Origin of the sequence: Curtobacterium sp. MCBD17_040 (assembly GCF_003234805.2) — a bacterium.
GTDB lineage: Bacteria > Actinomycetota > Actinomycetes > Actinomycetales > Microbacteriaceae > Curtobacterium.
This window is the reverse complement of record NZ_CP126273.1, coordinates 2,581,994-2,594,875: the sequence shown is the minus strand read 5'-3', so window position 1 is coordinate 2,594,875 and position 12,882 is coordinate 2,581,994. Positions and strand designations below refer to the sequence as shown.

The 12,882-nt window shown below is 70.7% G+C and carries 11 protein-coding genes and 1 pseudogene; 9 read left to right on the top strand and 3 right to left on the bottom strand.

All coding sequences use genetic code 11. The features are described from left to right. Nucleotides 1–84 precede the first annotated feature (84 nt). Nucleotides 85–684 carry an acyl-CoA-like ligand-binding transcription factor gene (locus DEI94_RS12125; protein ID WP_111013668.1) on the bottom strand — a complete coding sequence of 200 codons (600 nt, stop codon included), beginning with the start codon at nucleotides 682–684 and terminating at the stop codon, nucleotides 85–87. A gap of 102 nt (nucleotides 685–786) precedes the next feature. Between DEI94_RS12125 and DEI94_RS12120 the strand changes: the two genes are divergently transcribed. The 4 genes and pseudogenes from DEI94_RS12120 to DEI94_RS12105 all read left to right on the top strand — a co-directional run bounded on the left by DEI94_RS12120 (nucleotide 787) and on the right by DEI94_RS12105 (nucleotide 3,621). Further along, on the top strand, nucleotides 787–1,734 hold the full coding sequence (locus DEI94_RS12120; RefSeq protein ID WP_111027082.1) for an aldo/keto reductase: 948 nt from the start codon (nucleotides 787–789) through the stop codon (nucleotides 1,732–1,734). Between the two features lie 107 nt (nucleotides 1,735–1,841). Continuing rightward, nucleotides 1,842–2,147 (top strand): annotated as a pseudogene (locus DEI94_RS12115) (DUF933 domain-containing protein); the annotation flags it as partial. Between the two features lie 75 nt (nucleotides 2,148–2,222). After that, entirely contained in the window at nucleotides 2,223–2,957 is a 735-nt protein-coding gene (locus DEI94_RS12110) for a hypothetical protein (protein WP_220038805.1), read from the top strand. A 199-nt stretch (nucleotides 2,958–3,156) separates the two neighbouring features. Then, nucleotides 3,157–3,621 carry a DUF8821 family protein gene (locus DEI94_RS12105; RefSeq protein WP_111027122.1) on the top strand — a complete coding sequence of 155 codons (465 nt, stop codon included), beginning with the start codon at nucleotides 3,157–3,159 and terminating at the stop codon, nucleotides 3,619–3,621. 189 nt (nucleotides 3,622–3,810) lie between these two features. On the opposite strand, the gene DEI94_RS12100 is transcribed toward DEI94_RS12105, so the two are convergent. Beyond that, nucleotides 3,811–4,827, bottom strand: coding sequence for a LacI family DNA-binding transcriptional regulator (locus tag DEI94_RS12100; protein WP_111027083.1), 1,017 nt, complete (start codon nucleotides 4,825–4,827; stop codon nucleotides 3,811–3,813). Between the two features lie 165 nt (nucleotides 4,828–4,992). Between DEI94_RS12100 and DEI94_RS12095 the strand changes: the two genes are divergently transcribed. The 5 genes from DEI94_RS12095 to DEI94_RS12075 are packed head-to-tail and all read left to right on the top strand — an operon-like array spanning nucleotide 4,993 to nucleotide 12,288. Beyond that, nucleotides 4,993–6,927, top strand: a complete 1,935-nt coding sequence (locus DEI94_RS12095) for a glycoside hydrolase family 127 protein (protein ID WP_111027084.1) — start codon at nucleotides 4,993–4,995, stop codon at nucleotides 6,925–6,927. A 56-nt stretch (nucleotides 6,928–6,983) separates the two neighbouring features. Next, on the top strand, nucleotides 6,984–8,240 hold the full coding sequence (locus tag DEI94_RS12090; protein WP_111013663.1) for an ABC transporter substrate-binding protein: 1,257 nt from the start codon (nucleotides 6,984–6,986) through the stop codon (nucleotides 8,238–8,240). Nucleotides 8,241–8,249: 9 nt separating this feature from the next. After that, a complete protein-coding gene (locus DEI94_RS12085; RefSeq protein WP_111013662.1) occupies nucleotides 8,250–9,194 on the top strand; it encodes a carbohydrate ABC transporter permease in 945 nt (314 codons plus the stop codon). Further along, entirely contained in the window at nucleotides 9,191–10,090 is a 900-nt protein-coding gene (locus tag DEI94_RS12080) for a carbohydrate ABC transporter permease (RefSeq protein WP_111010881.1), read from the top strand. Before DEI94_RS12085 ends, DEI94_RS12080 begins: the two co-directional genes overlap by 4 nt. Beyond that, the gene (locus tag DEI94_RS12075) at nucleotides 10,087–12,288 is read left to right on the top strand and encodes a hypothetical protein (protein WP_111027085.1); all 2,202 of its coding nucleotides are present in this window, start codon (nucleotides 10,087–10,089) and stop codon (nucleotides 12,286–12,288) included. Before DEI94_RS12080 ends, DEI94_RS12075 begins: the two co-directional genes overlap by 4 nt. Before the next feature lie 134 nt (nucleotides 12,289–12,422). On the opposite strand, the gene DEI94_RS12070 is transcribed toward DEI94_RS12075, so the two are convergent. Beyond that, a complete protein-coding gene (locus DEI94_RS12070; protein ID WP_111010879.1) occupies nucleotides 12,423–12,713 on the bottom strand; it encodes a hypothetical protein in 291 nt (96 codons plus the stop codon). Between the last annotated feature and the right edge of the window lie 169 nt (nucleotides 12,714–12,882).

Below are 12,882 nucleotides of genomic sequence, written 5' to 3'. Positions count from 1 at the left end.
ATCAGCCGGCTCGTCCGATCACGGACCGGGAAGCGCTTCGACGTCGACCCAGCGGATCGGATGAGCACAGATCCGTGAGCGGCGTCAGGAGCTGGCGTCGAGCGTGTCGAAGGTCCGGCGAAGCAGATCGACGGGGAGGACGCCGGGGGTGTCCTCCACGGCCCAGATGCTGATCGCCACGTCGAAGCAGCTGAGCGCGGCGTGCACGAGCGTCCGGGCGCGGAGGTCAGCGTCGTCGCGGGCGATGCGTTCAGCTGTGAGCGGCACGAGTACCTCGGCCCAGGACAGGTGCTTCTCGAGGTTGCGGGCACGGAGCGACGGCGTGCGCAGCATCACGCGGACCGATTGACGGCCGGCGTCGGAGTCCGCGCCGCCGCGTTCGAGCATCACGACGAACGCTTCGCGGAGCGCATCCCAAACAGGTTCGCCAGCTGGTCGGGCGCGGAGCGCGTCGGCGAGGTCGTCTCGGTGGCGAGCCGGATCGCCGATCACCGCGTCCTCCTTCGCGGGGAAGTAGCGGTGGAAGCTCCGGGCGGAGATGCCGACCTCGGCCGCGATCTGCTCGACGGTCACGCTGTCGAAACCCTCCGCGTCGAACCGAGCGACGGCCACCGCGGCGATCCGAGAACGCACGGCGTCGCGGGTGATGTCCCGCAACCCCGTCCGGCTCGTCGTCTCGCTCACGGGGTCATCCTACCGCCACTGACACCGTGGGCCTAGTGTGTCAGAGTATGACATGAAGGGCGTACACTGACACGACTTGCTCTCCACACGGAAGGAACCAACATGCAGCAGCGCATCCTCGGCGACCAAGGTCTGGTCGTCAGTGCTGTCGGTTACGGCGCGATGGGCACGGCGTTCGCCTACGGGCCGAGCGACGACACCGAATCGACCGCCGCCATCCGGCACGCGCATGAACTCGGGGTCACGCACTTCGACACCGCAGAGTTGTACGGGTGGGGCGTCGGCGAACGCCTGCTCGGAACCGCCCTCGCTCCGATCCGCGACGAGGTCACCATCGCGACGAAGTTCGGCTTCGCCCGTGGTGCCTACACGCCGGACTCGCGCCCGGAGCACATCCGCGAGGTGGTCGAGGCGAGCCTCCGGAACCTCGGCACCGACTCGATCGACCTCCTGTACCAGCACGTCCATGACCCCGCGGTGCCCGTGGAGGACGTCGTCGGCGTGATGCAGGAGTTCGTCCAGGCTGGGAAGGTCCGCTACCTCGGGCTGTCGAACACCGATGCCGAGCAGCTCCGCCGGGCGAACGCCGTCCACCCGATCTCGGCGTTCCAGACCGAGTACTCCGTGTTCGCCCGAGAGTCCGAGGAGCTCTTCCCCGTCGTCGATGAGCTCGGCATCGGTGTGGTCGCGTACTCGCCGCTGGCGCGCGGCTTCCTGAGTGCAGCCGTCCGCCCTCGCTCCGACTACCCGTCTGACGACATCCGGCACATGCTCGACTGGTGGGCACCGGAGCACTTCGACGCGAACGTCGCCGTCGCTCAGGGGCTGTCGGCAGTGGCGGACGACAAGGGCATCTCGCTCTCGCAGCTGTCACTCGCGTGGATCCTCGCGAAGCGCGACGACCTCGTCCCGATCCCGGGGTCGCGCAATGCGAACCGGGTCGCGGAGAACGTGGCCGCGGCGGACGTCGTCCTCACGCCTGATGACATCGCCCGCATCGACGCGCTCGCCGAGCGCGTGCAGGGATCGCGCGCGGCCGCGACTGCCTGAGACGCTCCCCGATGACACGTGGTGCGTGACGAGCTCTTCGGGCACCGAACGGAGGGGAGAACCGCTCTGGCCTGGTCGACGCCTCGTGTCGACCAGGCCAGCCTGTCGGGCTCGACCAGCTCGCCCGTATCGGGTTCGACACCCTCGGGCTGCAGACGTTCCTGACCGCCGGTCCCAAGGAGTCCCGCGCGTGGACGATCGGCAAGGGCTGGAAGGCGCCGCAGGCCGCGGGCGTCATCCACACCGACTTCGAGAAGGGCTTCATCAAGGCCGAGGTGATCTCGTTCGGCGACCTCATCGCCGCGGGGTCGATCGCCGAGGCACGGTCTCGTGGGGTCGCCCGGATCGAGGGCAAGGACTACGTCATGCAGGACGGCGATGTGGTGGAGTTCCGCTGCAACAACGAGTCGTGACCCGCGACTCGGGCCCCACGGCCAAGCGCACGGTGAGGCGTGGCGTGGTGCGCTCGCCGCACTAGGCTCCTCCGGATGAGCACTGACCTGGATGTCGCACTCGCCGCGCACCGAGCAGCGCCGTTCCCCGACGCGGTGGAACGCGGCGAACAGTACGGTCTCGTGGACGCCGTCATGATCGACTCGGACATCGTCGGTTGGGCGACCGAGGTGTCCGCTGGGGGTGTCCTCGCGCCGGAGGCCGCCCGCGGGCTCCGGCAGTGCGCTGACGGACTGTCGGCATCGCTCATCGCGTTCCCCGAGGCTGCCCGGGTGTACTACGTACACCTGCTGCTCGTCGCCGAGCTTGCGCTGCGGGACGATGCTCTGCGGATCGCGGGCACGAGCGACCCGCTCGCGCCCGACACCGTGGCGGGTGACCCCGAACGTGAGGCGACGACCGCCACTGTGCCAGGAGCCGGGCCGGAAGCCGCACGGCGCCCGCGGTCCGGCCTCGCCGGACTGTTCCGGGCCTCCCGGTCGTCGCACCCCCAGCCCACTCCGGACCCGGCGGCGTTCGTGCCCGAGCTCGAGTCGATCCTGTTCTCTGCCGATCCGGTCGGCATCGCGTTCGAGACGAACACCGACGAGTACCGGCCCGAGGCGGAGACGATCGCGCTGCGCCTGCCGGACGCGACGTCGGTGGACGACGTCCAGCGGATCATCCACGAGGAGTTCGTCGCCTGGTTCGATGCCTCGACGGCCGGTCCGGCCCTCCGCTACCGCGCGCTCGCCGCCCGGGTCTGGCTGCTGTGGAGCGAGCGGGGCTGAGACCATCCGGGTGGGCGCCGCGGTGCCGCTCAGTCCACGAGCGCGATGATCACCGCGGGGATGCGGTGCTCGATCACCGCCCACACCGGACGTCCATCGGGTGTCGGTCGCGGAGAGCCCTACTGCGTCTGTGGATGATCCCCGACCCTGGTGGATCAGCACTACCGTGGTGCCCACCCACCCGAACGAGGAGGAACGCATGTCGAACGTCGTCGACTTCGTGGACGTCAGCACGGCCGGTCTCGAGTCCTCGCCCGTGGCCGACGCGCTCGCCGGCCTCCGCGCGAACGAGGCCCGGTACTACAAGAACAAGTACGACCACGAGTTCGTCACGTCGCCCGCGGACGAGGCCCCCGACGCGGTCGACCGGGTGGCGCGGATCCTCGCTGAGGAGCGCGACATCGTGATCGCGTCACGTCCGCTCGAGGCCACCGACTTCGAGGTCGACGGCCTCCGGATGACGTACGTGTTCTACGAGTCGGGTCTCGCGATCAACGTCATGTACAGCATCGAGGACGGCGGCAAGCGGGCGGTCGGCTTCAAGCTCTCGCAGGGCATGGACGTCCCCGATGAGCTCGCGTCGAAGTTCAAGTTCGCCCGGCAGCGGTCGAAGCTCGCGGGCGAGATCCGCGGCTCGTTCTTCGTGATCAAGGGCGAGTACTGACGTACCCATGATCACGGCCGGGAGGCCCGCGTCGAGCCCGCCCCGGCCCTCCCGTCCGGCATGTCGCCGCGACCGCGCGCGTCGACGACAACTGCGCCGTCGTCGAGATGGCGCACTTGTCGGCTGCACGCGCGTGCAGCGCGTGCAGCGCGTGCAGCGCGCATCCGCTGTGCACGCCGGCGGACTCGCTCAGTCGATCGGCGCCGTCGACCCCCGCACGACGAGCCGGCACGGCACCTCGGTACGCCCGCCGTCGTCCTGGCCGTCGATCGCGGCGAACAGCCGGTTCGCGGCGATGCGGCCGAGTTCCTGGAGCTGCATGTCGACGCTGCTCAGCTCCGGGCGTGAGCTCTGTGTGACGACGCCCCAGTTGTCGAAGCCGAGCACGGCGACCTCGGTGGGGACGTCGCGCCCGAGCTCGTGGAGCACGTCGACGACGCCGCGCGCGATCTGATCGCTGCCGCAGAAGACCGCGTCGATGTCGGGCGTGGACTCGAGGAGCATGCGGGCGGCACCGCGGCCCCAGGCCTCGTTCCAGGTGCCGTGCAGGACGCGTCCGCCCGCGAGTTCGAGGCCCGCGTCGTCGAGCGCATCGAGGGCACCGCGCGCGCGGTCGCGGGCGGCGTGGTACTCGATCTCGCCGGTGATGTGCGCGATGCGCCGTCGTCCGGCGTCGATGAGGTGCTGCATGCCGACCCGGCCACCCTGCACGTTGTCGCTGACGACGGAGAGCGCCGCGGGGTCCTCGGACGGTGCGTACGCGTAGACGACGGGGACCGGCAGGTCGTCGCCGAGCGACGCACGTGGGTTGGTGCTCGACCCGACGACGATGAGGCCGTCGACCCGGCGCGACAGTAGCGCCTGGACGTGGTGCTGTTCACGGATCGTGTCGCCACGGGCGTCGCACAGGAAGATCTGGGTGGCACCGGCGCCGAACGCGTCCTCGGCGCCCATCATGATCGGGAGCGAGAAGCGGCCCTCGAGGTCGGACGTGATGAGGCCGACGGTGCCGGTGCGCCCGGCGAGCAGGTTCTGCGCGAGCACGTTCGGCCGGAACGACAGGCGCTCGGCGACGGCGAACACGCGGTCGCGGGTCTCGGAGCGGACCTCGCCCCGCCCGTTCAGCGCGCGCGAGGCGGTGGCGATCGAGACCCCTGCGGCTCGTGCGACATCCGTGAGCGTGGCCGCCTTCTGCCGTTCCTTCACGCAGCCCCCTCTTGTCCGACCGCTCCAGGCGTCGACCCCGCTGCCGTGAACAGTACCGGCAACCCGCTGCCGCAAACAGTACCGGCAGCTTTCCGCTTGACGCAATCGAGACCCGGCAGTTACGGTTCGTAAAGCTTTCCGGAGATTTGCAGCAAGGACGCACGAATGACCGACATCAGCACCACCCCCACTTCGCAGCGCGGCCTCGTGGTCGCGCCGACGACGGGCCGCCTCCGCCCCGTCCCCATGACCGACGTCACGATCACGGGCGGCTTCTGGGGTGACCGCCAGGCGACGAACGCCCGCGCCACGCTCCGCCACTGCCTCGAGTGGATGGAGCGACTCGGCTGGGTCGGCAACTTCGACCGCGCCGCCGAGGGGCGAGAGGCTCCGTCCGCAGGCCGGGAGTTCGCCGACTCGGAGATCTACAAGCTCCTCGAGGCGCTCGCGTGGGAGTCCGGACGCTCGGGTGATGCCTGGGTGGAGCAGACGTTCCAGGACCTGTCGGCCCGTGTCGTCGCAGCCCAGCAGGAGGACGGCTACCTCAACACGCGCTTCGGAGGCCCGGGGCAGCAGCCGCGCTGGTCCGACCTCGAGTGGGGCCACGAGCTCTACTGCGCCGGGCACATGATCCAGGCCGCTGTGGCGCGCGCCCGCACCGCCGGCCGCGACGCGTTCGTCGAGGCGGCGATCCGCGTGGCCGACCACGTGTGTGACGTCTTCGGCGCGGACGGCGACCAGCGCGTGTGCGGCCACCCGGAGATCGAGGTCGCGCTCGTGGAGCTCGCCCGCGTGACCGGTGACGAGCGGTACCGGACGCAGGCGGCGCTGTTCATCGAGCGCCGCGGGGACGGCACGCTGCACGATCCCGACGTGCCCGCGTCGTACTTCCTCGACGACCTGCACGTGCGCGACGCAGACGTGCTCCGTGGCCACGCGGTCCGCGCGCTCTACCTGGCGGCCGGCGCGGTCGACCTCGCCGTGGACCGGGGCGACGCCGAGCTGTCGGACGCGCTCCGGACGCAGTGGCACAACACGGTCGCACACCGCACGTACCTGACCGGTGGCATGGGGTCGCGGCACGAGGGCGAGTCCTTCGGCGACGACTTCGAACTGCCATCCGATCGGGCCTACTCCGAGACCTGCGCCGGTGTCGGGTCGATCATGTTCAGCTGGCGGCTCCTGCTCGCCGACGGTGAGGAGCGGTACGCCGACCTCATCGAGCGGACGCTGTACAACGTCATCGCGACGAGCCCGGACGAGCAGGGCACCGCGTTCTTCTACGTGAACCCGCTGCAGCGGAACGTGCCCGGCACCCCGGCCGCGGTCGACGAGCCGAGCGAGCGCGCCGCGTCGAGCCAGCGTGCGCCGTGGTTCGCGGTGTCGTGCTGCCCGACGAACGTCGCGCGCACCCTCGCCAGCCTCACCGCGTACGTGGCGACGGTGGACGACGACGGCCTGCAACTGCACCAGTACGCGGAGGGCCGGATCGACACGACGCTGCCCGACGGCCGCACGGTCCGCCTCGAGGTCGCCACGGACTACCCGCTCGACGGCCGCGTGCGGGTCGTCGTCGCCGAGGACGCGCCCGAGCCGTGGACCCTGACCCTCCGCGTGCCGGGCTGGGCCGCTGGCAGCGCCACCGTCGACGCCGGCGAGGGAGCCGAGACGGTCGACGGCGGGTCCGTCGCGATCCGTCGCGCCTGGCGTGCCGGCGATGTCGTCACCCTCGACCTCCCGACGCAGCCGAGGCTCGTGGCCCCGGACGAACGGATCGACGCGCTCCGCGGGACGGTCGCGGTGGAGCGCGGGCCGCTCGTGCTCTGCGCCGAGTCGATCGACCAGGACGCCGATCGCGTCGACGCGATCCAGGTCCTCCCGGGGGCCGAGCCGACCGCGGACGGCGCCACCGACGCGGCGCTCGACGCGGTCGCCGTCGACGCGCCCGAGCGGGACTGGCCGTACGCCGGCTCGCCCGCGCACGACGCGCAGCGCCCCGGAACCGTCCGGCTCCGCCCGTACCACCAGTGGGCCGAGCGCGGTCCGTCGACCATGCGCGTCTGGCTCCCGCTGGCGGACGCCGCCACCGCGCAGGCCTGACCCGAACCCGAACCAGCAGCACCACCCGTCATCACGCCAGGGCAAGGAGGCCCATCATGATCAAGCGAACGCGAACCGTCACCGGAGTGGGAGCGCTCGGCATCGCCGCGGCGCTCGTGCTCACCGGCTGCAGCAGCTCGGGCAGCTCGGGCTCCGGCTCGAGCTCGTCCCTCAAGGGCACCGTCACCGTCGGGTACTCCGGCGGCGGCGTCGTCGACACCTACATGTCGGACATCATCAAGCACGCCGAGAAGGAACTGCCCGGCGTCACGATCAAGACGCACGTCTACCCGACCTACGACGACCAGCTGAACCAGCTGCCGACGCAGTTCGCCGCGGGCACGGCCCCGGACATCACCCTCTGGGACAACTCGGCACCGGTCGCCGAGTACGCGACCGAGGGGGCGATCGCGTCGATGGACGACGTGATCGGGAAGACCGATGTCCAGCTCAGCGCATTCCCGAAGGCGCTCGTGAACGGCTGGAAGATCGGCGGCAAGCTCTACGCGGTGCCGTCGTACCTGCAGAACTCGGGCTACGCCTACAACCAGGACGTGCTCGCGGAGGCGGGCGTCACCTCGACCCCGAAGACCCTCGCCGAGATCGCGACGGCCGCGGCGCAGGTCAAGGCGAAGACGGGCAAGCCCGGCGTGGTGCTGCTCGAGAACCTGTTCCACCTGACGCAGTACATGATCGCGAACGGTGGCGGCTACCACGGCGGCACCACGATCGACTCGAAGCAGAACGTGCAGGCGCTCGACCAACTGTTGACCATGTTCAAGAACGGCGACGCCGAGAGCGCCGAGCAGCTCGGGGCGACCTGGGATGGCGAGGCCTTCGGCAAGGGGAACGCCGCCATGTCCGACGCCGGCCCCTGGTACATCGGCTTCATGCAGACGAGTGACCCGTCGACGAAGTACACGCTGACGACGCTCCCCGGGAAGACGGCGTCCTCGTCGACGGTGGCGACCTACGGCGGTGGCTTCAGCATCGCCCAGAAGTCGAAGGACAAGGCGGTCGACATGGCCGTCATCGCCGCGATGACCGACTCGTACTCGCAGAAGGCGATCATCACGACCAAGCTCGGGTACGTCCCGGCCGCCACGAAGTACATCAGCCAGTACCGCCAGGACACCCCGCAGTACGCGGCGTTCACGAACTCGGTGCTGGCGAAGGGCGAGTCGCTCGACTACCCGACCAAGTCGACCGAGTTCGGCAACGACCTGGTCAACGGGTTCCAGCAGCTCGTCGCGAAGAAGGCGACGAGCTCCACGGCCCTGCTGCACCAGCTCCAGCAGAAGTACGGGAAGTAGCCGAGCGGCGTGAGTGCCATCAAGAGCTCCATCAGGGCGGCGCGACGGCCCACGTCGTCGCGCCGCCGCGCCTGGCTCCGGACCGACAACCCGGCCGCGTGGCTCATGCTCGCCCCCGCGGTGGTCCTGCTGCTGTGGTGGTTCGCCTACCCGATCGCGCAGTCCGTCGTGCTCAGTGTGCAGCAGGTCGGCAAGTTCGACTTCGACCAGCGCAGCTTCGTCGGGCTGCAGAACTTCGGGCAGCTGTTCGCCGACCCGGCGTTCGGCCGCTCCCTCGGGATCACGGCGACCTTCGTGGCGGGCGTCGTCCCGGCCCAGACGGTCCTGGCGATCGTCGTCGCCGCCGTCCTGCGCGGTGCCACCGTCGGCAAGGGCGCACTCCGCACCGCGTACTTCGTGCCCTACATGACATCGACCGTCGCGATCACGACGATCTTCATGCAGCTGTTCGTCAAGGGCGGCATCGCGTCCACCGCACTGTCGCTGTTCGGCCTGCCGAACGCGACCTGGTACGCGAGCCCCGGCCTGGCGCTGTGGTTCCTCGTGATCGTGTACGTGTACATGTTCGTCGGGCTGTACATCGTGATCTTCGTCGGGGGCATGGAGACGATCCCGGCGGACCTGTACGAGGCCGCCGAGATGGACGGTGCGGGCGCCTTCCGTCAGTTCCTCAGCGTGACGCTGCCGGGCGTGCGTCCGTTCACCGCGTTCGTGGTGCTGACCGGGATCATCCAGGCGATCCAGGTCTTCGACCAGGCGTACGTCATCTCCGGCGGCACCGTGCTCGGGAGCCCGGCCGGTGCGACCTCGACGATCGTGATCTTCATCTACCAGCAGGCGTTCCGCTTGAGCAACATCGGGTACGCCTCGGCGGCGACCGTGATCCTGCTCGCCATCGTGATCCTCGCCGGCGTCGTCAGCCGGCTCCTCGGCCCGAAGGAGCAGGACGCATGAGCGCCACCTCGACGCAGCGGACCGCGGTCACCCGCCCGAGCACACCGACCAGCGGCACCGGTCGCCCGATGCGCTCGCACCGCACCCAGCAGACGGTCGCCCGGTCCGCCCGGTACACGTTCCTCATCGTGTTCGGACTGATCATGGTCGCCCCGCTGCTGTTCGTGCTGTACTGCTCGTTCCTGTCGCCAGCGGACTTCTTCTCGATCGTCCCGCCGTCGCACCTGACCCTGTCGAACTACACGTACGTGTTCACGCACGCCCCGATCGGACGCTGGTACGCGAACACCGCGATCGTCACGGGCTGCGTCGTCGCCGGCGCCGTCATCGTGAACACCCTGGCGGGTTGGGCGCTGGCCCGTCTGCAGTTCCGCGGCAAGCGCGTCGTGTTCACGGGCATCATCGTGATCCTGCTCGTGCCGCTGCAGGCGTACCTCATCCCGCTCTACCTGCAGATCGTCAAGCTCGGCTGGCTGAACACCTACGCGGCGCTCATCATCCCGTTCATCGTCAACCCGCTCCTCATCTTCCTCATGCGGCAGTCGTTCGGCACGATCCCGAAGGACCTCGAGGAGGCCGCGGCGCTCGACGGCGCGAACCGCTTCCGGATCTTCCTGCGGATCGGGCTGCCACTGTCGGTCACGGCGATCGCCACGCAGGCGATCCTCGCCGGCACGTGGACGTGGAACAGCTTCCTCATCCCGGTGACGATGACGAGCGACAAGGACATGTACGTCCTGACGCTCGGCCTCAACAGCCTGCAGTCGCAGAACTACACGCTGCCGACGGTGCAGATGGCGGGCGTGGTGCTGCTCACCCTGCCCGTCGTGGCGATGTTCCTCGTGTTCCAGCGGTTCATCGTGCCGAGCATCGCGTCGAGCGGCATCAAGGGATGACCACGCGCGTCGAGGCCACCGACGTGCCGGGCGGGCTCGGCATTCGCATCACGACCCCCGGTGGGGGCGGTCCGGCGCTCGTGGCGGCGGCGCCCGTCGTGGTGCTCACGTGGAAGCCCGGAACGGACACGGACACGGACACGGACACGGACGCGGACGCGGACACGGACGCGGACACGGGCACCGGCGTCGAGACCGAGCACCGCGCGCCCTACGAGTCGCTGACGGTCACGGCGGACGGCCTCGTCGGCACCGCACGCATCGACGTCGGGGGCGGGACGGTCCTCCAGGTCGAGGACCGGTGGGACACCGACGGCGACGACGTCCGCATGGCCCGCCGGGTCACGGTCCGCGGCGGCCAGGGGCCCGCCCGCGGCTACGGCACGGCGGTCGTCGTCGAGGTCGACGCGGCCGCGCCGTGGGAGCGCGTCGAGCCGTTCTGCCCCGGCGTCGCCTACGGCAACGCGCCACAGGTCGCGCCGCTCGCCATCGCCGGCGTGCACGCACGGCGGGCCGGGGTCACCACCGCGATCGTCCGGGAGGACCGTGCCGCGGCACCGCTGTTCGGCATCCGACTCGAGGACGGAGGCTGGGCGGCCATCGCCCACCGCGACCCGCGCGGTGACACCATCGCCGCCGACGGGATGGTCGAGGACGGTCGCGAGACGATCGTCGACCCGCGGCTCGCGTTCGCCTCCATCGGCGCGCGGAGCACCGGCGACCGCGTGGAGCTCGGCGTGTGGTTCCCCGGCACCGAAGGACCCGTCACCTACAGCAGCGGCGGTCTTCCGCTCCTCCAGCTCGACGCGTGGCGGCGCCGCTTCCACCCCCTGGACGACGGCGCGACCCAGGAGTACGCCGTCGCGGTGCGGACGGGAGGCTCGACCGATTTCCCCGACGTCGTCCGGCAGACCTGGCGCTGGGTCTGGGACCGCTTCGCCCCGGCCGTGCGCAGCGCGGACATCGCGGACGTCGTGCGTAGCGCGGCGGCCGTCCTGGCCGATCAGGTCGTGGCGGTCGGCGGCCGGACCGGGGTCCCGCTCGAGGCGGACGCGGTCGTTCCGCAGCGGACGGACGAGGCGACCGCCGCGGTGATGGGGTTCGTCGGGGCGAACACGGACGCGGCCGTCGTCCTGCTGCGCGAGGCGGACAGCACCGATGACGGCGCCGTGGCCGAGCGGTACCGGGCGAGCGGTCTGGCGATCATCGACTCGTTCGTCACGCTCGCACTGGACCCGCCCGCTGGCGAGGGGTTCGACACCGTGACGGGTGCGACGACCACGTACCGCACGTTCCGGGACCAGCTGGCGGTGTACGCCCGCGCCGTGGCCGAGGGAGCGCTCGCGGTGCTCGACGCCCTGGCGCTCGAACGCCGTCACGGCGAGGAACACCCGTCCTGGGCCGCCTGGGTCACGAGGGCAGCGAGCTGGTTGCTCCGGAACCAGGCCCTCGACGGTTCCCTCCCGCGCGCCTGGGTGGCCGGCACCGGCGAGGTGCTCGACGACTCGCCGTCCGGGACCGCCACCGTCGTGCCGTTCCTCGTCGCCGTGGGGTCGGAGGAGGCGCTCGCCGCCGCCGTGCGTGCCGCCGAGTTCGTCTGGCGGGAGTACGGACGCCGCGGGTGGTACGCCGGCGGCACCCTCGACAATCCCGACGTGGTGGACAAGGAAGCCGCGGTCCTGGCCGCCGAGGGGTTCCTCGACCTGTACGACGCGACCCGCGGGGCCGAATGGCTGGACCGGGCCGCCTCCGCGGCCTCGGTCGCCGAGACGTGGATCTACGTCTGGGACGTGCCCATGCCGGAGGACGCCGATCCAGGGCTGCTCCACTGGAAGCACGGGGTCTCGACCATCGGACACCAGCTCATCGCGTCCGGGGTGTCGATGACGGACGGGTTCCTCGCCGTGAACGCCTCGGTGTTCGCCCGGCTGTTCGCGCTGACGCACGACGACCACTGGCTCGACGTCGCTCGCGTGGTCACACACGGCACGACCTCGATGTTCGCGACGGTCGAGCACCCGTTCGACCTCCGCGGGGTCGGGTGGCAGCAGGAGCACTGGTCGTTCGCCCCACGTCGGGGGTTCGGCCTCAACCGTCGGTGGTTGCCGTGGGTGCCGGTCGCGCACGCCCGGGGGATGTACCGCGTCGAGGATCGTTGTCCACCCGACGTCGCTGCACGCGTGCTCCGCGCCGACTGAGTCCGCTCAGGGCCGGGCGCGTGTCACGGTACCGTCGGCACCGCGCCGTGGGGCGGAACGGTACCGTCGGGCGGAACGGTACCGTCGGCACCGCGCCGTGGGGCGGAACGGTACCGTCGGGCCCCACGATGCCGTCAGGCTGCGAAGGCGAGCGCCGCGAGCTGCACGTCGTGCGCCTGCAGGATCGTGCGGCTCGGCTCGTGCCGCCAGGGACGGCCTGGGACGACCCAGCCGGCGGCGCCGGCGGCCTGCACGTGGGCGCCGGCGACGACGTGCGCGCCGAGCTCGGTGCGGGGGAGGCGGACGAGGAACTCGCGACGGGAGACGTCGTCGGCGACGACGAACTCGACGAGGTCGTCGGTGGTCAGGACGGGCGCGTCGAGCACGGTCCCGCTGATCTGGATGAAGTCGATGGTGCTGGTCATGGTGCTGTCTTTTCCGATGGTTCGTTGGCGACGAGCGCGGTGCGCTGGCCTCGATCCCTTGTACAGGGCGCTGGCCGGGCGGGCACTCGGATCGCACACGCCGGAGGTCGGCGTGGGTTGTCCGGCCATGATCGGCGGGACGGGGCCCCGGTGGAATGCGACTCGATGG